This window comes from Shinella zoogloeoides, from assembly GCF_022682305.1.
In the GTDB taxonomy this organism is placed as follows: Bacteria; Pseudomonadota; Alphaproteobacteria; order Rhizobiales; family Rhizobiaceae; genus Shinella; species Shinella zoogloeoides_B.
Map to the genome: position 1 here is coordinate 2,853,060 of NZ_CP093528.1, position 17,706 is coordinate 2,870,765.

Below are 17,706 nucleotides of genomic sequence, written 5' to 3' on the forward strand. Positions count from 1 at the left end.
CGCTCCCATGGTGCCCTTCTCCATCCTCGATCTGTCCCCGGTCATCGAAGGCGGCACCGTCGCCCAGTCGCTGGCAAATTCCCGCCGTCTGGCGCAGGAAGCCGAGGCGCATGGCTACAAGCGCTTCTGGCTCGCCGAGCATCACGGCATGCGCGGCATCGCCAGCGCCGCCACCTCCCTCGTCATCCAGCATGTCGCGGCCGGCACGGAGAAAATCCGCGTCGGCTCCGGGGGCATCATGCTGCCGAACCATTCACCGCTCGTCATCGCCGAACAGTTCGGCACCCTTGCCGCCCTCTTTCCTGACCGCATCGACCTCGGCCTCGGCCGCGCGCCGGGCACCGATATGCGCACCGCACAGGCGCTGCGCCGCAATCTCGACAGCGCTGCCAACAATTTCCCGCAGGACGTCATCGAGCTGATGCAGTTCATGGGGCCGCCGGCACCGGACCAGAAGGTCATCGCCGTGCCGGGCGCAAACAGCTACGTGCCGGTCTGGCTGCTCGGTTCCAGCCATTATTCTGCGCATCTGGCCGGCATGCTCGGCCTGCCCTTCGCCTTCGCCTCGCATTTCGCGCCGGACATGCTGCTGACGGCGCTGGAAATCTATCGCGAGCGCTTCGAGCCGTCGCAATATCTCGACAGGCCGCATGCCATGGTGGGCGTGATGGGCGCGGCCGCCAATACGGACGCGGAAGCCGACCACCTCTTCACCTCCATGCAGCAATCCTTCGTGCGCCTGCGCCGCGGCGCGCCGGACGCCTTCCCGCCGCCGGTCAACAGCATGGATAGCCTCTGGAGCGACCAGGAGCGCATCATGGTGGAGCACACGCTGCAATATGCCGTCGTCGGCGGGCCGGAGAAGATCGAACGCCGCATCGCCGATTTCCTCGCCCTCACCAAGGCGGACGAACTGATCGTCTCCATGCCGATCTTCGACATGGAAGCGCGCGTGAAATCCCTGCGGCTCTTCGCCGGAGCGCAGCAGGCGCTCGCCAGGGCGGCATGACGAAAAAGGCCGGGGCCTTGCGGCGCCCGGCCTTCTCGCAATGTATGATCTCGTCGATCAGGCCGAAAGCTTGGCCATGACCTCGTCGGAAACCTCGAAGTTCGAATAGACGTTCTGCACGTCGTCGTCGTCTTCCAGCGTATCGATGAGCTTCATCAGCGACTGCGCCTTTTCCTCGTCGACCGGCACGGTGTTCTGCGCCCTCCAGATCGCCTTGACCGTCTCGGCTTCGCCGAGCGTGTCTTCCAGCGCCTTGGAAACGTCGCCGATATCCTCGAAGCCGCAGATGATCGTGTGGCCGTCCTCGTCCGTCGTCACGTCCTCGGCGCCGGCCTCGATGGCCGCTTCCATGACGGCGTCGGCACTGCCGGCGGCCAGCTTGTAGGTGATCTCGCCCACGCGGTCGAAGGAGAAGGAAACCGAGCCGGTTTCGCCCAGCGCCCCGCCGGCCTTCGAGAAGGTCGAGCGGACGGAGGAGGCGGTGCGGTTGCGGTTGTCGGTCAGCGCCTCGACGATGACGGCGACGCCGCCCGGGCCGTAGCCCTCGTAGCGGACTTCCTCGTAGTTCTCGCTGTCCGCACCGGAGGCCTTCTTGATGGCGCGCTCGATGTTATCCTTGGGCATGGACTGCGCCTTGGCGTTCTGGATCGCCAGACGCAGGCGGGCGTTCATGGCCGGGTCAGGCAGACCAGTCTTCGCCGCAACCGTGATTTCACGGGCAAGCTTGGAAAACATTTTCGATCGCACGGCATCCTGCCGACCCTTGCGATGCATGATATTCTTGAACTGTGAATGGCCAGCCATGGCACCCCTGTCTGAGTTTGGCGCCCTTGTTTCGGTCGCCGGTCGCTGAGCGGGACATGACGACCGCGGTGAAGCGCCGGCCTGCTGCCCCGATTTTTGGAATGCCGCCTTATAATTTCATTGTCGCCGCGCGTCCAGCAGTCCCGGCGAACAAAGCGACAGGGCCGTTTCAATCCGCCTTCACGCGGGCGCGGCTGAGCAGGAACGAGTGGCCGTCGTCGCGCTCGCAGGTCAATCCCGTGCGCTCGGAGTAACAGGTGAAGGGACCGCCGCGCCAGACGTCACCGTAGTCGAGGGTCTTTTGCGCGCTGCAGCAGCCCTGGTCGCCGATATCGGAAAGCACCCTGCCCTTGCCGCTGCGGCCGAGAATGGCGCGTACATATTTCGGCTCGATCCGGTCGCAGGAAAGCTCCGGCCCGCCGTCCTCCGGCTGATAGACGTCCGTGCCGCCCTCCGGAATATAGATGCAGCCAATATTGCCGGACGGCATGATGAACTCGTCCGAGACGCCGAGGCCCCGCGCCGGGGCCTTGGCCACCGGCTGCTTGGCCGTCTCTCGCGGCTGGCTGGATTCCACCGCCGGCTCACCGGGCGTCGGCGCGCCGCTGGCAAGGGCCACGCTGCAGGAAAGCAAAAGGACGGGCACGGCAGGCAGAAGACGCAGCATCGCAAGGCTCCGGTATCGAATGCCCGGAGAATACGAACCCCTCGGCATTTCGGCAAGCAACGGCCCGCGACGCTAAACTCAGCGCCAGAAATCCGGCACCGTTTCGGCGAGGCGCGGGCCGAGGCGGAGCGGCGCCACCTTCTCGGCAAGCCCCGTGCGGTCGGAAATCTCGGCCGCCATGCCGCAGATCGTGGCGGGACCGGACGCCGCCTCGAAACGTCCCTTCGGCATTTTCGAGATGAAGCGGTTCAGCGGCTCCTCCTTGTCCATGCCGAGCGAGGAATCGTAGTCGCCGCACATGCCGGCATCGGACATGTAGGCCGTGCCGCCGTTGAGGATCTGGCAGTCGGCGGTCGGCACATGGGTATGCGTGCCGACGACGACGCTGGCGCGCCCGTCGACGAAATGACCGAAGCACTGCTTCTCGCTCGTCGCCTCCGCGTGGAAATCGAAGATGATCGCATCGGCCTGCTCGCCGAGCGGGCAGGAAGCGAGGATCGCTTCCCCCGCCGTGAAGGGGTCATCCAGCTCGGGATGCATGAAGACGCGGCCCATGATGTTGGCGACCAGCACGCGCGCACCGTTGCGGGCGATGAAAAGATTGGCACCGCGGCCCGGCGTGCCGGCCGGATAGTTGGCGGGACGCAGGAACTGGTCGTGCCGACCGGCGAAGCCGACGGCCTCCTTCTGGTCCCAGACATGATTGCCCGTCGTCACCACATCCGCCCCGGCATTGACCGTCTCGAGGAAGATATCCTCCGTGATGCCGAAACCGCCGGCCGCGTTCTCCCCGTTGACGACGACGAAATCCAGCTTGAAATCATGGATCAAGCCCGGCAGGCGCTCCCAGACGGCCGTCCGTCCGGTCTTGCCCACCATGTCGCCGAGAAAGAGAAAACGCATCGATCTGCCTTATGAAACCTGTTGGAACATGCTGAGGCCGCTCTCCGTGAGAATGCCATCCAGTGGCACGTCATGCGGCTCGGCGGGTACTGATGCCACTTCCTGGCAGTCGAACGCAATGCCGATGAGCTTCGGCACGCGGCCTTTCGCCTTGAGGCGGTCGATCGCCCGGTCGTAATGGCCCGCGCCATAGCCGATGCGATGCCCGGTCCGGTCGAAGGCGGAAAGCGGCACGAGCAGGATATCCGGGTCGAGCACCGCCGCCTCCGGTCCCGGCCCCGTCGTGCCGAAGCCGGTCTTCACCACGGGCGCGCCGCCGACGAGTTCACGAAACACGATGGTCTCGCGGTCGAGCACCACCGGCAGGCAGAGCCGCGCGCCGCGGCTGCGCAGATGCGCCATCAGCGGCCGGATATCCGCCTCCGAGCGGATCGGCCAGAAACCGGAAATCACCGTTCCGGGGTCGAATGCGATGCGGTCGCCCGCAAGCTCGACCATGGCGAGGCTGCCCTCGATGCGTACCTCGGGCGTCATCGCATCGCGCAACGCCAGCCGCTCGTTGCGGATCGCCGCCTTTTGTTCCTTGGGGGTCGTGTGGGTCGTGTGGGTCGTCACGGGTCGCTCCAGCTTGTCTGCTCCCGCTTAACAGCTAGCAGCGCCGGAAGGCAAATCCGCCCCGCTTTGCGACACGACAGGCCCCTGTGCCGGAATGGCACAGCGCGGCAAAAAGCGGCGGCCTGCCGTTAAGCATCGGAACAGCTTGCACTTTCGCCACCGCGCACGGCCCCTTAAGCCGGGCGCATGATGCCCCCGGAAAATGCCTCTTCCCCCTTGCCCGAACTGACCGAAATCGAGAAACGCTGCCTCACCCTCGCCGCCAACGGCAGGACGCCGGCCGATATCGTGCTCGACATAGACCTGACCACGGCATGCGTGAACGGCATCCTGCGCAGCGCCGTCGAAAAACTCGGCGCCCGCAACATCGTCGGCGCGATCGCCCGCGCCGTGCGGCTCGATCTGCTCTAGGCGGCGCCTTCCGCGAGCCGCAGCATGGCCAGCGCCGCCCCTTCGTCGGTGATCAGCGTGTTGCAGCCGACGCGGCGGATCGTGGCGCGGATGGCCGGCGCCCGATGCGCACCGCCGGAGACCAGCACGATATGGCGCGCCTTCTTCACCGTATCGAGGTCGATGGACATGACGCGGTGGCGGATCGGATGGTCGATGGTGCGGCCCTCGGCGTCGAGGAAATTGCACATCGTATCGCACACGCAGCCGGCGGCGATCAGTTCCTCAAGCTCATCGCGCGCGATGAAATCGCGTGACAGCGAGCTTGCCCGCGGGCCGATATCGCCGCAGCTCACCACGGCGATATCCATGTTCTCGGCGAGGTCGAACAGCGTCTTCAGGCCGCATTTCTCGATAAGGCTGCGCTTGGTCTCACCGCTGTCGACCAGCAGCGGCGCGAGGAACAGGTAGCATTCCGCGCCGAGCTGGCTCGCAAGCTGCCAGGTATATTCGATGGGGTTGATATGGTGCGCCTCCACCACGCCGCCGAGCAGCGACACGACCTTGACGCGCTCGCGCCGTGCCGGGCGGAAGCTGGCGAGCGAGGCCGTCAATGTGCGCCCCCAGCCGACGCCGACCGTGCAGTCGTCCGGGATCGCCTCAGTGAGGAACTGGCCGAGCGCGAGGCCTACACTCTTGGCGGTCGCCTCCGCGCTGTTCGCCGCCGGCACCACCACCGCCTCGTCCAGCCCGTAGGCCTTTTCCAGTCGCACGGCGAGTTCGACGCAATCGGCAATGCCCTCGTTGATCCAGATCTGCACCTCGGAGCGCTTCAACGCCTCGTCGAGCATACGGATGACCGTGGTGCGGCTGACGCCGATCTTCTCCGCCACATCCTTCTGGGTGAGGCCCTGATTGTAATAGAGCCAGGCCGCCCGCAGCCGCAGCGCCGCCGATTCCGAATAGGCCGTGTGTGTGTCGCGCCGAAGCCTTGCCACGTCGCCTCCCTCTGTCCGCTCTCGTCCGGCGCACCTTAGCACACCTCGGGAAGAATGCGACATATGTTCAGAAGATTAAGCAAAAGTGCTTGACTTTCGCCCGGGAACCCACCAATAGTCCGCCCATATCTGCTGGCGGCATTCTGCCGGCGGGTGGAGCGTGCCAACGCATGGACGGCCGAAACGGAAGCACGGTCGTGCATGCGCTTTCACGGGAACAATGGAGGAGGGCCTGGCGTTTCCAGAAACGCCGCCCGGCAACAACATTCGGGATTTCGGATATGACGTCCAAGCTTGAACAACTGCGCGCGATGACGACCGTGGTCGCCGATACCGGCGATATCGAAGCTGTCCGCCGCCTGAAGCCGGTCGATTGCACGACCAACCCCACCATCGTCCTGAAGGCGCTCGGCACGCCGGCCTTTGCGGACGCGGTGGCCGAAGCCATCCGCTGGGGCCAGTCCCAGGGCGGCAATCGCGAAGGCGTCGTGAACGCCGTCGGCGACCGGCTCGCCATCTCCGTCGGCGCTGCCCTGGCCGAACTCGTGCCCGGCCGCGTCTCGACCGAAGTCGATGCAGACCTCTCCTTCGACACCGAAGCCTCCATCGCCAAGGCCCGCGAGATCGTGAAGGCCTATGACGCCCGCGGCATTTCCCGCGACCGCATCCTCATCAAGCTCGCCTCCACCTGGGAAGGCATCCGCGCCGCGGAAGTGCTGCAGAAGGAAGGCATCGACTGCAATCTGACGCTGCTCTTCAATCAGGCCCAGGCCATCGCCTGCGCCGATGCCGGCGTCTTCCTCATCTCGCCCTTCGTCGGCCGCATCCTCGACTGGCACGTCAAGGCATCGGGCAAGACCTTCACGGCCGAGGAAGACCCGGGCGTGCTCTCGGTCCGCGCGATCTACGATTACTACAAGTCCAACGGCATCAACACGATCGTCATGGGGGCCTCCTTCCGCAACACGGGCGAGATCGAAGCCCTCGCCGGCTGCGACCGCCTGACGATCAGCCCGGCCCTGCTGGAAGAACTCGACGGCGCCCAGGGCACGCTTGAGCGCAAGCTCTCGCCGGAAAAGGCCGCCAAGGTCTCGCCGGTCAAGATCGACGAGAAGACCTTCCGCTGGATGCTGAACGAAGACGCCATGGCCACCGAAAAGCTCTCCGAAGGCATCCGCGCCTTCGCCAAGGACCTCGGCAGCCTGCGCGCCATGATCGACAAGGAAATGAAGGCCGCGGCGTAAAGCACCCGCAGCGTTTCCCGTCACGAACACGAAGGCCGCCCCACGGGGCGGCCTTTTCGTTTTGCCGGTGATGTCAAGAAAGTGCGATCCACGGCGACCGATGGAGGTTTACGATCCTGGGTGCCTACAAACGTAGGTGGGCACCGTGTGACCAAGCCCACGGGCCGGGTCAGGGACAGCTCCCTTTGGATCGAGTATGGCCCCAGGGATTGTGGTTCCTGTCGGGAAGCGCAGAACGCATCCGATATATAGGATGAAAGCGGCGCTTTCGCCAGTGGCAATTCCCGCAGCATTTCCAACAGAAACGCGACGCGGTTTGCGCCTGGAAATGCGCAAAGGCCGGATCAGTTGGCCGGCGGCTTGCCGTTGAGCTTGGCGGCCATGCCCTGGATCTGGCTGGTGAGTTCACCCAGCGCCTGCGCGATGGCCTCCTCGTTGCGGGAGACCTCACCCATCACGCCTTCCCGGCCCATGCGGAGCGCCTCGGCTTCCTTTTCCAGCTTTTCGAGGCGGCGGGTGACGTCGTTCAGCTCGTCCATCACCATGATGCCGGCCATGACGGTGAGACGCAGGTCGCCGATCTCGCCGAACTGACTCTTCAGGTGACCGACATAGCGATCGAAGCCGGCGGCAAGCTCCTCGAGATGCGCCTCCTGGCCTTCCTCGCAGGCCATGCGATAGGCCTTGCCGTCGATCTGTACCGTTACCTGAGCCATGCCGTCACTTTCTATTGGGATTAGCGGTCGAGCACGGCCCGGATGGTTTCCATGGCCGTGACCAGCCGGCGGGAGACCTCACGGTTCACCTCCTCCAGGCGGTTGGCGCGGAATTCGGACTGGTCGAGTTCCTGGGCGAGCCGCGAGCGGTCGGCATTGACCCGCCGCACTTCGCCCTCCACCTCGCCGTGATCGCGCTCCCTGTCGAAGCGCATGTCGAGCGCGTTGTCGAGGCTCGCAAGCGCCTTGCGCAGCTCCTCGATCGCCGCCCTGACTGTTTCCCCGTTGGTCATAAAGCCTTCACCGGCACTCTCAAAAAACGCGAATCGCCGCCGCCAGCGCCGGTTCTCTTGCTTTGACAGTATTCAACTGCGGGCCCGAGCGTCAACAGCCGGGCGCGGCAGGCCCGGAACGGCGTTGTGGATCAGCCTTCGGGAGGGGCGAAAACGGCACCGCACACATTCATGCGAAAACGCTGAAAAAGTCCGTGGAACCGGCGCGCAAACGCCGCAGGAACCGCCGAATTCGTTGACTCCGACGGTGCACCTGCTATGTGTCACCCCGCTTCCAACCGATCCCCCTGAACGGCATCGGCCCTGACACCCCGAAGAAGACGGAACAGTCATGATCTCTCGCGAAAAACACGACCGGATGGCGAATGCAATTCGCTTCCTTTCCATGGATGCCGTGGAAAAGGCGAACTCCGGCCACCCCGGCCTGCCGATGGGCGCAGCAGACATTGCAACGGTTCTTTTCACCCGCTTCCTGTCCTTCGATCCGAAGACCCCGTCGTGGCCGAACCGCGACCGCTTCGTCCTGTCGGCCGGCCACGGCTCGATGCTCCTCTACTCGCTGCTCTATTTGACCGGCTACGAGGACATCACGATCGACGAGATCAAGAATTTCCGCCAGCTCGGCGCCAAGACCGCCGGCCATCCGGAATACGGCCACGCCGCCGGCATCGAGACGACCACGGGTCCGCTCGGCCAGGGCATCGCCAACGCCGTCGGCATGGCGCTTGCCGAGCGCAAGCTGCGCGACGAATTCGGCTCCGACCTGATGGAGCACTTCACCTATGTCATCGCCGGTGACGGCTGCCTCATGGAAGGCATCAGCCAGGAAGCGATCTCGCTTGCCGGCCACCTGAAGCTCAACAAGCTCATCGTCTTCTGGGACGACAACAACATCTCGATCGACGGCCCGATCTCGATCGCCGACTCGACCGACCAGCACGCCCGCTTCCGCGCCTCGAACTGGAACACCATCGCCGTCGACGGCCATGATCCGGAGGCGATCGCCGCCGCCATCGAGGTGGCCCAGAAGTCCGACAAGCCGACCCTGATCGCCTGCAAGACGACCATCGGCTTCGGCGCGCCGAACAAGGCCGGCACGCACAAGGTCCACGGCTCGCCGCTCGGCGCCGACGAAATCGCCGCCACCCGCAAGGCGCTGAACTGGGAATCGGAAGCCTTCGTCGTTCCCTCCGACGTGCTCGACGCCTGGCGCCTCGCCGGCCTGCGCTCCACCAAGGCGCACAAGGAATGGGAAGCCCGCCTCGAAAAGACGGAAGCCGAGAAGAAGGCCCAGTTCGTCCGCCGCTTCGCCGGCGACCTCGAAGGCAGCCTCGACTCCGCCATCGCCGCCTACAAGAAGAAGCTCGCCGAGACCAAGCCGAACCCGGCCACCCGCAAGGCTTCGGAAGACGCGCTTGAAGTCATCAACGGCGTGCTGCCGGAAACCATCGGCGGCTCCGCCGACCTGACCGGCTCCAACAACACCAAGACCAGCCAGACCAAGTCGATCACCCCGACCGACTTCTCCGGCCGCTACATCCACTACGGCGTGCGCGAGCACGGCATGGCGGCCGCGATGAACGGCATGGCGCTGCATGGCGGTCTCATCCCCTATTCCGGCGGCTTCCTGATCTTCTCGGACTATTGCCGTCCGTCGATCCGCCTCGCCGCCCTGATGGGCATCCGCGTCATCCACGTCCTGACGCACGATTCCATCGGTCTTGGCGAAGACGGCCCGACGCACCAGCCGGTCGAGCACATGGCCGCCCTGCGCGCCATCCCGAACCTGCTCGTCTTCCGCCCGGCCGACGCCACGGAAACGGCGGAGTGCTGGCAGCTTGCGCTGGAAAGCCACAACCGCCCGTCCGCCATCGCGCTGACGCGCCAGAACCTGATGCCGGTTCGCCTGGAATATGAGGAAGAGAACCTCTGCGCCCGCGGCGCCTACGATCTCGTCTCGGCCAGCGACGCCCAGGTGACGATCTTCGCCACCGGCTCGGAAGTCGAGATCGCGGTCAAGGCCCAGCAGGCCCTCTCGGCCAAGGGCATCTCCACCCGCGTCGTCTCGGTTCCCTGCGTCGAGCTCTTCGCCGAGCAGCCGGAAGCCTACCAGCAGGCCGTCATCGGCAATTCGCCGGTCAAGATCGCCGTCGAAGCCGGCATCCGCCAGGGCTGGGATCACTTCATCGGCTCGGACGGCATCTTCGTCGGCATGTCCTCCTTCGGCGCCTCCGGCCCGTACAAGGAGCTCTATAAGCACTTCGGCATCACGCCGGAGGCCGTTGTCGCCGCCGCGGAAGCCAAGCTCGCCTGATTGCCCCAGGGCGCGGCTCCCCGGCCGCGCCTCACCTCGCAAAGTTCATCCATAGGGAGAGACCCGAAATGACTGTGAAAGTTGCCATCAACGGTTTTGGCCGCATCGGCCGCAACGTGCTGCGCGCCATCGTCGAGTCCGGCCGCACCGACATCGAGGTCGTTGCCGTCAACGACCTCGGCCCGGTCGAGACCAATGCGCATCTCGTTCGCTATGACTCCGTCCACGGCAAGTTCCCGGGCACCGTCACCGTTTCCGGCGACACCATCGACGTCGGCCGCGGCCCGATCCGCGTCACCGCCATCCGCGACCCGAAGGAACTGCCCTGGGGCGACGTCGACATCGCGCTGGAATGCACCGGCCTCTTCACCACCAAGGAAAAGGCCTCCGCGCACCTCGCAAACGGCTCGAAGCGCGTCATCGTTTCGGCCCCGTGCGACAACGCCGACAAGACCATCGTCTACGGCGTCAACCACAACACGCTGACCAAGGACGACCTCGTCATCTCCAACGCCTCGTGCACGACGAACTGCCTTGCACCGGTCGCCTACGTTCTCGACAAGGCCTTCGGCATCGAGAAGGGCTACATGACGACGGTTCACTCCTACACGGGTGACCAGCCGACGCTCGACACCATGCACAAGGACCTGTATCGCGCCCGCGCCGCAGCCCTGTCCATGATCCCGACCTCGACCGGCGCCGCCAAGGCCGTCGGCCTCGTGCTGCCGCAGCTCAAGGGCAAGCTCGACGGTTCGGCCATCCGTGTGCCGACCCCGAACGTCTCGGTCGTCGACCTGAAGTTCGTGCCGAAGCGCAACGTCACTGCCGAAGAAGTCAACGCCGCCATCAAGGCAGCCGCCGAAGGCGAACTGAAGGGCATCCTCGACTACGTCACGGGCCCGCTCGTCTCGATCGACTTCAACCACGACAGCAACTCGTCCAACTTCGCCGCCGACCAGACCAAGGTCCTCGACGGCAACCTCGTTCGCATCCTCTCCTGGTACGACAACGAGTGGGGCTTCTCGAACCGCATGTCCGACACGGCGGTTGCGATGGGCAAGCTGATCTAATCGGAAACACGAAGCACCCGGGCAGCGATGTCCGGGTGTTTTTTCTTGACCAGACGTCACATTCAGGAGCCGTGCCATGACCTTCAAGACCCTCGACAACCTCACCGATATCGCCGGCAAGCGCGTGCTCGTCCGCGTCGATCTCAACGTGCCGGTCAAGGACGGCAAGGTCACCGATGCGACCCGCATCGAGCGCGTCGCGCCCACCATCCTGGAACTGTCGAAGAAGGGCGCCAAGGTCGTCCTGCTCGCCCATTTCGGCCGCCCGAAGGGTGAGGTCGTCGCCGACATGTCGCTGCAGCAGATCCTGCCCGCCGTGAACGATGTGCTGGGCGCCAAGGTCCATTTCGCCGCCGACTGCATCGGCGAGCCGGCCGCCGCCGCCATCGCCGCCATGGCGAACGGCGATATCCTGCTTCTCGAAAACACCCGCTTCCACAAGGGCGAAGAGAAGAACAACCCCGATTTCACCGCCGCCCTCGCCGCCAATGGCGATATCTACGTCAACGACGCCTTCTCGGCCGCTCACCGCGCCCATTCCTCGACGGAAGGCCTTGCCCATCTCCTGCCCGCCTATGCCGGCCGCACCATGCAGGCCGAGCTGGAGGCACTGGAAAAGGGCCTTGGCAATCCGGCCCGCCCGGTCGTCGCCATCGTCGGTGGCGCGAAGGTCTCCACCAAGATCGACCTCCTCATGAACCTCGTGAAGAAGGTCGACGCGCTGGTCATCGGCGGCGGCATGGCGAACACGTTCCTGGCCGCCCGCGGCACCGACGTCGGCAAGTCGCTCTGCGAGCATGACCTTGCCGATACCGCCAAGCAGATCATGATCGAGGCCGCCACCGCGACCTGCGCCATCGTTCTGCCGGAAGACGGCGTCGTCGCCCGCGAGTTCAAGGCCAATGCCGAGAACGAAGTGGTGGACGTCAACGCCATTCCCGCCGATGCCATGATGCTCGATGTCGGCCCGAAGACGATCGAGGCGGTCAATGCCTGGATCTCGCGCGCCTCGACGCTGGTCTGGAACGGCCCGCTCGGCGCCTTCGAAATCGCTCCCTTCGACACGGCAACCGTCTCCGCCGCCAGGCATGCGGCGGCCGAAACCAAGGCCGGCAAGCTCGTCTCCGTCGCCGGTGGCGGTGATACGGTCGCGGCCCTCAACCATGCCGGCGTTGCCGACGATTTCACCTATGTCTCGACCGCCGGTGGCGCGTTCCTGGAATGGATGGAAGGCAAGCCGCTGCCGGGCGTCGACATTCTCCGCCAGCAGAAATAAGCAAAGGCCCTTGCGCTCCGGCGCGGATCGCCTACATTTCCTGTATCGTCAACGTTCAGAAAGGAAGGTGATCCGATGTCTAGTGAGAATTTGGCTTTGGCCGCGGGCATGGGAAAAGTGGTGACGAAAGCGGGGCAGCCCTCGCTCTGAACCCACCTTCCTTCGGGCCGCAAGCCCGGGTCCGTGCCGGACCAGACCTCATGGGGGCCACCTTCGGGTGGCCCTTTTGCATTTCAGGGCCGGATGAGCACGGTAAGCATCATCAGCCCGATCGCGACCACCGCGATCTTCCAGAAATCGGCACGCCACCGCAGCCCCGGCAGGCCGATGGGGCGGATGAGATGCAGCAGCATGGCGGCAATGAGAAGCGCAGGGAGGATTTTCGTCATGACGGCCTTTCCGGCCCCTTCCTGTCACACCTCAGACACTTTTCCAAGCGATCAGCGCGTGGCGTGAAAATCGTGCCGACGTCGCCTTTGCATCTGGCAATCGGCAACAGGTGCGCTATTCCTTTCCCATCGGCGAACAAGCGGAATTCACATGCGAAAAAACCTCCTATCCGTCTTCGCGCTTCTCCTGGGAACCCTTTTCCTCTTCCTGGGCAACGGCCTGCACGGCCTGCTGCTTCCCATGCGCGGGGCCTTCGAGGGCTATGAGACGACGATGCTCGGCCTGCTCGGCACATCCTGGGCCACGGGCTTCGTGCTCGGCTGCCTTTTGGCGCCCACCGTCGTCAAGCGCATTGGCCATGTGCGTGCCTTCTCCGGCTTCGCCTCGCTGATCGCCATCATCGCGCTGCTGACGGGCATGATCGTCGATCCCTTCTGGTGGATCGTGCTGCGCGCCGTCACCGGCTTTTCCATCGCCGGCACGTCGATGATCATCGAGAGCTGGCTGAACGAGCGCGCGACGAACGAGAGCCGTGGCCTGATCTTCTCGCTCTATATCGCCATCACGCTGGTCGGCACGGTCGGCGGCCAGATGACCGTCGCGCTCGGCGACGTCACGACCCCGATGCTCTTCATGGTCGCCGGCATCCTCTACTGCCTCGCCATGCTGCCGACGACGCTTTCGAACGCCGCCTCACCCCAGCCGCTGAAGCAGGTGAAGCTTGACATCCCCGCCCTCTTCCGCACCTCGCCCATCGCCTGCGTCGGCATCGTGCTGATCGGCCTTGCCAACGGCGCCTTCGGCACGCTCGGCGCGGTCTTCGGGGCCAATGCCGGCCTTTCCTCCAGCAACATCGCCTTCATGATGAGTATCGCCATCTTCGCCGGCGCCGTCATGCAGCTTCCCGCCGGTCGCATCTCCGACCGGATGGACCGGCGCATCGTGCTCGCCGTGCTCTCGGCCATCGCCGCGGCGGCAGGCCTTGCGCTCTTCATCTTCCAGCCGGCCTCCGTGCCCGTCCTGCTGGCGCTGACCGCCCTCTACGGCGCGATGGCCAACGCGCTCTACCCAATCGCCGTTTCCCACGCCAACGACTTCGCGAGCCCCGAGGACTTCGTGAAGGTGTCCGGCGGCCTGTTGCTGCTCTACGGCGTCGGCACGATCATCGGCCCGACGATCGGCGGCCCCATCATGTCCTCCGTCGGTCCCTATGCGCTCTTCATGGTCACCTGCTGGGCGCATATCCTGATCACCGCCTACGCGATCTTCCGCAGCCGCCGCCGCGCCGCCCTGCCGGCCGAAATGCGCGAGACCTACACGACCCTCAATCCCGGCACACTCACCACGCCGGAAAGCCTTCAGCTTTCGCCGCGCGCCCTGCCCCAGCCGCAGGCCGCCGACGAGCAACAGGAGGAACGCACCGCATGAGCCTCTTCGACGACGACCGCCCGCAGAAGAAGACCGCGCATGAAATCGGCAGCGACCTGTCGCTCCTCTCCGTCGACGAGCTTTCCGCGCGCATAGACCTGCTGCGCGCGGAGATTGCGCGTCTCGAATCGGAAAAGACGAAGAAGGGCGCAAGCCGTTCGGCGGCGGAAAGCCTGTTCCGTTGACCCATACGGGGATCGCCGGCCTTGCCGAAAAGGCACAGCCGGCAGCGAAACGACAATAGAGTTAACCGGCCATTAAACCTTGCATGCTATTACCTGCACATCCGGTCCTTCCGGGTTCAGACATTTCCACCCCTTCGGGTATGCGTCTGATTTTTCCCCTGTTTTACCTTGAGAGCCGCTTTCCGCGGCTCTTTTTTTATTTGCGGCGGCCCCCGCGGACACCCTGTCCCGAAAGAATTGTGGAGATTAACCCTTTCTTAAGAATACCCTTGCGCGAATTAGGTTATGGCATCATCTTCTAGCCACAGACCGGCCACATGGAACACCACGGGCCGACCTTCCGTTACCTGCAAGTGATGCGTTCAACAGGGAAGAAACCATGTCCGAAAGAGGATTGAATACCGTCAGCTTCGCTGGCCATGTTGCGTCGTCGGCGCAGTTCAAGTCCCTGTACGCCGAGGGCATGGGTCTGGTCGAGGAAACCGCGAGTTATCTCGACGGCATCGGCCGCCAGGCCTCGAAGGTCCTGCCGCGCATGGCCTCGGTGCTCTACGCGGCCGAATCGATGCGCCTCACCACCCGCCTCATGCAGATGGCCTCCTGGCTCCTGCTCCAGCGCGCCGTCAACAACGGCGAGATGAGCCGCGACCAGGTGCTTTCGGAAAAGAACAAGGTTCGCCTCGACAGCTTCAACGTCGACAAGACCGCACCCGGCTGGCACGACCTACCGGAAGCCTTCCGCGACCTCATCGAGCGCTCGCTGCGCCTGCAGAACCGCGTCGCCCTGCTCGACCGCGAGATCTACCGTCCGCAGGAGGTCCAGACCTTCCAGCCGGACAACCAGAACAGTGTCCAGGCCCAGATCAACCTGCTGCAGACCGCCTTCGGCAACAACTGAGCGACAGCGCACAGACACGCATGCGGAACCCGGCCTCGGCCGGGTTTTTTGTTGCCTGCACGTCGGGTGAGGCTGCCCCTCATCCCCCTGCCGGGACCTTCTCCCCGCAGGCGGGGAGAAGGGGCAGAACGGCGCGCCCAGCGCTCCTCGCCCCGCTTGCGGGGAGAGGATGCCGGCAGGCAAGTGAGGGGCAATCCCAATTGCAGACAACAAAAAACCCGGCCGAAGCCGGGTCTTTCGAAATTCGCCGTGAGGCAAGAAGATTAGAGGCCGAGACCTTCGAAGCGCTTCTTGAACTTGGAAACGCGGCCGCCACGGTCCAGCATCTGCTGGTTGCCGCCGGTCCATGCCGGGTGCGACTTCGGGTCGATTTCGAGGTTCATCGTTGCGCCTTCCGAACCCCAGGTCGAGCGGGTTTCGTACTCGGTGCCGTCGGTCATCACGACCTTGATGGTGTGGTAGTCGGGATGGATATCAGCCTTCATGACACTCTTCCTGCTTGTTCCGGGGGCCATTTGTCGCAATGGATTGCGACAGCGGGGCCAAAGACGTAAATGAAGCCGCAGTCGGTCGGACCTACGGCTTCCCAATTCGATGGCGAGCCTATACATGAAGGCCGTCTGGATAACAAGAGCCGAAAGACAATTCGTGCCGGCAGGCACTGGAAACGGGGGTATGGTGTCCACAGACAAAGAACACGCCGCGCAGGAAAAGCCCGCGCGCCAGAACATGCGTCCGCTGGGCAGGCTCGCTCCCTATCTTCGCCGGTATCGCGGTCTCGTCGCCGGGGCGCTCGTCGCGCTCGTGCTCGCCGCCGTCACGACGCTCATCCTGCCGATCGCCGTGCGCCGCATGATCGACCACGGCTTCTCGGGAGCCGACGCCGGCTTCATCAACACCTATTTCATGATGCTCTTCGCGCTCGCCGGCCTGCTCGCGCTCGCCAGCGCCCTGCGCTACTACTTCGTCATCACGCTCGGCGAGCGCATCGTCGCCGACCTGCGCCGCGACGTCTTCGCCCATGTGACGAAGCTCTCGCCTGCCTTCTTCGACGTCAACCAGTCCGGCGAGATCGTCTCGCGGCTGACGGCCGACACGACGCAGATCAAGTCCGCCGTCGGGGCCACCGCCTCGGTGGCGCTGCGCAACCTCATCCTCTGCCTCGGCGCCATCGCCATGATGGTCTATACCAGCCCGAAGCTCTCCAGCCTCGTCATCGCGGCCATTCCCGTCATCGTCTTCCCGCTCGTCGCCTTCGGCCGCTCCGTGCGCCGCCGCTCGCGCGAGGCGCAGGACATGCTGGCCGCCGCCTCGGCCTATGCAGGCGAAGCCATCGGCGCGACCCGCACACTCCAGGCCTTCAATGCGGAAGAGGTCGCCCGCGCGCGCTTCTTCGGCAATGTCGAGAATGCCTACGAGGCAGCCCGCTCGGCCATCCGCGCCCGCTCACTGCTGACGGGCTTCGCCATCGCCATGATCTTCGGCTCCGTCGTCGCCGTGCTCTGGTTCGGCGCGCGGGACGTGCTTTCCGGCACGCTCTCGGCCGGCACGCTCGGCCAGTTCCTGCTCTACGCGGTCTTCGCCGCCGGCAGCCTCGGCGCGCTCTCCGAGGTTTGGGGCGAGCTGTCGCAGGCCGCCGGCGCCGCCGAGCGCCTGACGGAGCTGCTTGCTGAGCCGCCAGCCATCACCGCACCGGCCAACCCGGTCGCCCTGCCCGTTCCGGCCCGCGGCGAACTGGCGTTCAAGGACGTGCACTTCTCCTACCCCGCCCGCCCCGGCTATCGCAGCATCAATGGCCTGAGCTTCGCCGTGAAGCCCGGCGAGACCGTCGCCGTCGTCGGCCCCTCGGGCGCCGGCAAGAGCACGATCCTCTCGCTGGTCCTGCGCTTCTACGATCCCGATTCCGGCAGCGTGCTGCTCGACGGCGTGGACCTTCGCGCCGCCGACCCGGAAGAACTGCGCCGCCGCATCGCGCTCGTGCCGCAGGACGTGACGATCTTCGCCGCGACGATCCGCGACAACATCGCCTTCGGCATGGCAAATGTCAGCGACGAGGCGGTTCGCGCGGCAGCGCGCGCAGCGCAGGCGGAAGAGTTCATCGACCGTCTCGACAAGGGCTACGACACGATGGTCGGCGAGCGCGGCGTCACGCTTTCCGGCGGCCAGCGCCAGCGCATCGCGATCGCCCGCGCCATCCTGAAGGACGCGCCCCTCCTGCTGCTCGACGAAGCCACCTCCGCGCTCGATGCGGAAAGCGAGACGCTGGTGCAGAAGGCGCTCGACGGGCAGATGGGCAAGCGCACGACCATCGTCATCGCCCACCGCCTCGCCACCGTCCTCAAGGCCGACCGCATTCTCGTCATGGAGCACGGCCGCATCGTCGAGGAGGGCACGCACCAGTCGCTCATCCGCCAGGACGGCCTCTATGCCCGCCTTGCCCGGCTGCAATTCGACCATGGCGGCCAGGCCTTCCTCGGCGAGGAGCAGGCGGCCGTCTGAGCCGCCT

At 65.1% G+C, this 17,706-nt stretch carries 19 protein-coding genes and 1 other RNA gene; 10 read left to right on the forward strand and 10 right to left on the reverse strand.

Annotated elements, in window-relative coordinates; all coding sequences use genetic code 11:
- Positions 1-7 precede the first annotated feature (7 nt).
- A complete protein-coding gene (locus tag MOE34_RS14225; RefSeq protein ID WP_242217854.1) occupies positions 8-1,009 on the forward strand; it encodes an LLM class flavin-dependent oxidoreductase in 1,002 nt (333 codons plus the stop codon).
- Positions 1,010-1,066: 57 nt separating this feature from the next.
- Here the strand turns inward: MOE34_RS14225 and MOE34_RS14230 are convergent, their stop codons facing one another.
- The 4 genes from MOE34_RS14230 to MOE34_RS14245 form a co-directional block, all read right to left on the reverse strand.
- Entirely contained in the window at positions 1,067-1,813 is a 747-nt protein-coding gene (locus MOE34_RS14230) for a YebC/PmpR family DNA-binding transcriptional regulator (protein WP_242217855.1), read from the reverse strand.
- 169 nt (positions 1,814-1,982) lie between these two features.
- Complete coding sequence (locus tag MOE34_RS14235; protein WP_242217856.1) at positions 1,983-2,480, reverse strand: hypothetical protein; 498 nt, start codon at positions 2,478-2,480, stop codon at positions 1,983-1,985.
- A gap of 78 nt (positions 2,481-2,558) precedes the next feature.
- Complete coding sequence (locus MOE34_RS14240) at positions 2,559-3,383, reverse strand: TIGR00282 family metallophosphoesterase (protein ID WP_242217857.1); 825 nt, start codon at positions 3,381-3,383, stop codon at positions 2,559-2,561.
- Between the two features lie 9 nt (positions 3,384-3,392).
- Positions 3,393-3,917: a 5-formyltetrahydrofolate cyclo-ligase gene (locus tag MOE34_RS14245; protein WP_242224023.1), complete on the reverse strand. Its 525-nt coding sequence runs from the start codon at positions 3,915-3,917 to the stop codon at positions 3,393-3,395.
- Positions 3,918-4,214: 297 nt separating this feature from the next.
- On the opposite strand from MOE34_RS14245, the gene MOE34_RS14250 reads away from it, so the two are divergent.
- The gene (locus MOE34_RS14250; RefSeq protein WP_242217858.1) at positions 4,215-4,409 is read left to right on the forward strand and encodes a LuxR C-terminal-related transcriptional regulator; all 195 of its coding nucleotides are present in this window, start codon (positions 4,215-4,217) and stop codon (positions 4,407-4,409) included.
- Here the strand turns inward: MOE34_RS14250 and MOE34_RS14255 are convergent.
- Positions 4,406-5,386, reverse strand: a complete 981-nt coding sequence (locus MOE34_RS14255) for a sugar-binding transcriptional regulator (RefSeq protein WP_242217859.1) — start codon at positions 5,384-5,386, stop codon at positions 4,406-4,408. The two genes, MOE34_RS14250 and MOE34_RS14255, sit on opposite strands and share 4 nt — an antisense overlap.
- Before the next feature lie 281 nt (positions 5,387-5,667).
- On the opposite strand from MOE34_RS14255, the gene tal reads away from it, so the two are divergent.
- Positions 5,668-6,630, forward strand: coding sequence for a transaldolase (gene tal / locus MOE34_RS14260; protein WP_242217860.1), 963 nt, complete (start codon positions 5,668-5,670; stop codon positions 6,628-6,630).
- Between the two features lie 81 nt (positions 6,631-6,711).
- Here tal and ssrS read toward each other — a convergent pair.
- From ssrS to MOE34_RS14275, 3 genes are all read right to left on the reverse strand, one after another.
- A non-coding RNA gene (ssrS, locus tag MOE34_RS14265) (6S RNA) lies at positions 6,712-6,870 on the reverse strand.
- Positions 6,871-6,974: 104 nt separating this feature from the next.
- The gene (locus MOE34_RS14270; protein WP_242217861.1) at positions 6,975-7,346 is read right to left on the reverse strand and encodes a cell division protein ZapA; all 372 of its coding nucleotides are present in this window, start codon (positions 7,344-7,346) and stop codon (positions 6,975-6,977) included.
- 20 nt (positions 7,347-7,366) lie between these two features.
- Entirely contained in the window at positions 7,367-7,639 is a 273-nt protein-coding gene (locus MOE34_RS14275; protein ID WP_242217862.1) for a DUF4164 domain-containing protein, read from the reverse strand.
- Positions 7,640-7,970: 331 nt separating this feature from the next.
- On the opposite strand from MOE34_RS14275, the gene tkt reads away from it, so the two are divergent.
- The 3 genes from tkt (at position 7,971) to MOE34_RS14290 (ending at position 12,299) form a co-directional block, all read left to right on the forward strand.
- Positions 7,971-9,953 (forward strand): transketolase, encoded by a 1,983-nt coding sequence (tkt, locus tag MOE34_RS14280; RefSeq protein ID WP_242217863.1) that lies wholly within the window; start codon positions 7,971-7,973, stop codon positions 9,951-9,953.
- A gap of 68 nt (positions 9,954-10,021) precedes the next feature.
- Complete coding sequence (gene gap, locus MOE34_RS14285; protein ID WP_242217865.1) at positions 10,022-11,023, forward strand: type I glyceraldehyde-3-phosphate dehydrogenase; 1,002 nt, start codon at positions 10,022-10,024, stop codon at positions 11,021-11,023.
- A 76-nt stretch (positions 11,024-11,099) separates the two neighbouring features.
- Positions 11,100-12,299 carry a phosphoglycerate kinase gene (locus MOE34_RS14290; RefSeq protein WP_242217866.1) on the forward strand — a complete coding sequence of 400 codons (1,200 nt, stop codon included), beginning with the start codon at positions 11,100-11,102 and terminating at the stop codon, positions 12,297-12,299.
- Between the two features lie 233 nt (positions 12,300-12,532).
- On the opposite strand, the gene MOE34_RS14295 is transcribed toward MOE34_RS14290, so the two are convergent.
- Positions 12,533-12,688, reverse strand: a complete 156-nt coding sequence (locus MOE34_RS14295) for a hypothetical protein (protein ID WP_242217867.1) — start codon at positions 12,686-12,688, stop codon at positions 12,533-12,535.
- A gap of 151 nt (positions 12,689-12,839) precedes the next feature.
- Here MOE34_RS14295 and MOE34_RS14300 point away from each other — a divergent pair, with 151 nt between their 5' ends.
- From MOE34_RS14300 to MOE34_RS14310, 3 genes are all read left to right on the forward strand, one after another.
- Complete coding sequence (locus MOE34_RS14300; protein ID WP_242217869.1) at positions 12,840-14,117, forward strand: MFS transporter; 1,278 nt, start codon at positions 12,840-12,842, stop codon at positions 14,115-14,117.
- Complete coding sequence (locus tag MOE34_RS14305) at positions 14,114-14,302, forward strand: DUF1192 domain-containing protein (protein WP_242217870.1); 189 nt, start codon at positions 14,114-14,116, stop codon at positions 14,300-14,302. The genes MOE34_RS14300 and MOE34_RS14305 overlap by 4 nt, the downstream gene beginning before the upstream one ends.
- 379 nt (positions 14,303-14,681) lie before the next feature.
- Positions 14,682-15,200: a DUF1465 family protein gene (locus MOE34_RS14310; RefSeq protein WP_242217871.1), complete on the forward strand. Its 519-nt coding sequence runs from the start codon at positions 14,682-14,684 to the stop codon at positions 15,198-15,200.
- A gap of 263 nt (positions 15,201-15,463) precedes the next feature.
- On the opposite strand, the gene rpmE is transcribed toward MOE34_RS14310, so the two are convergent.
- The gene (rpmE, locus tag MOE34_RS14315; protein WP_242217873.1) at positions 15,464-15,685 is read right to left on the reverse strand and encodes a 50S ribosomal protein L31; all 222 of its coding nucleotides are present in this window, start codon (positions 15,683-15,685) and stop codon (positions 15,464-15,466) included.
- Positions 15,686-15,929: 244 nt separating this feature from the next.
- On the opposite strand from rpmE, the gene MOE34_RS14320 reads away from it, so the two are divergent.
- Positions 15,930-17,699, forward strand: a complete 1,770-nt coding sequence (locus tag MOE34_RS14320; RefSeq protein WP_242224025.1) for an ABC transporter transmembrane domain-containing protein — start codon at positions 15,930-15,932, stop codon at positions 17,697-17,699.
- The last annotated feature ends 7 nt before the right edge of the window (positions 17,700-17,706 follow it).

Excerpts from the sequence above, each read along its gene's own strand:
- tal (WP_242217860.1), top strand. The coding sequence starts at position 5,668 with ATGACGTCCAAGCTTGAACAACTGCGCGCGATGACGACCGTGGTCGCC.
- MOE34_RS14230 (WP_242217855.1), bottom strand. The coding sequence starts at position 1,813 with ATGGCTGGCCATTCACAGTTCAAGAATATCATGCATCGCAAGGGTCGG.
- rpmE (WP_242217873.1), bottom strand. The coding sequence starts at position 15,685 with ATGAAGGCTGATATCCATCCCGACTACCACACCATCAAGGTCGTGATG.
- MOE34_RS14305 (WP_242217870.1), top strand. The coding sequence starts at position 14,114 with ATGAGCCTCTTCGACGACGACCGCCCGCAGAAGAAGACCGCGCATGAA.
- gap (WP_242217865.1), top strand. The coding sequence starts at position 10,022 with ATGACTGTGAAAGTTGCCATCAACGGTTTTGGCCGCATCGGCCGCAAC.
- MOE34_RS14295 (WP_242217867.1), bottom strand. The coding sequence starts at position 12,688 with ATGACGAAAATCCTCCCTGCGCTTCTCATTGCCGCCATGCTGCTGCAT.
- MOE34_RS14245 (WP_242224023.1), bottom strand. The coding sequence starts at position 3,917 with ATGACGCCCGAGGTACGCATCGAGGGCAGCCTCGCCATGGTCGAGCTT.
- tkt (WP_242217863.1), top strand. The coding sequence starts at position 7,971 with ATGATCTCTCGCGAAAAACACGACCGGATGGCGAATGCAATTCGCTTC.
- MOE34_RS14235 (WP_242217856.1), bottom strand. The coding sequence starts at position 2,480 with ATGCTGCGTCTTCTGCCTGCCGTGCCCGTCCTTTTGCTTTCCTGCAGC.
- MOE34_RS14290 (WP_242217866.1), top strand. The coding sequence starts at position 11,100 with ATGACCTTCAAGACCCTCGACAACCTCACCGATATCGCCGGCAAGCGC.
- MOE34_RS14320 (WP_242224025.1), top strand. The coding sequence starts at position 15,930 with ATGCGTCCGCTGGGCAGGCTCGCTCCCTATCTTCGCCGGTATCGCGGT.
- MOE34_RS14225 (WP_242217854.1), top strand. The coding sequence starts at position 8 with ATGGTGCCCTTCTCCATCCTCGATCTGTCCCCGGTCATCGAAGGCGGC.
- MOE34_RS14300 (WP_242217869.1), top strand. The coding sequence starts at position 12,840 with ATGCGAAAAAACCTCCTATCCGTCTTCGCGCTTCTCCTGGGAACCCTT.
- MOE34_RS14310 (WP_242217871.1), top strand. The coding sequence starts at position 14,682 with ATGTCCGAAAGAGGATTGAATACCGTCAGCTTCGCTGGCCATGTTGCG.
- MOE34_RS14240 (WP_242217857.1), bottom strand. The coding sequence starts at position 3,383 with ATGCGTTTTCTCTTTCTCGGCGACATGGTGGGCAAGACCGGACGGACG.
- MOE34_RS14270 (WP_242217861.1), bottom strand. The coding sequence starts at position 7,346 with ATGGCTCAGGTAACGGTACAGATCGACGGCAAGGCCTATCGCATGGCC.
- MOE34_RS14275 (WP_242217862.1), bottom strand. The coding sequence starts at position 7,639 with ATGACCAACGGGGAAACAGTCAGGGCGGCGATCGAGGAGCTGCGCAAG.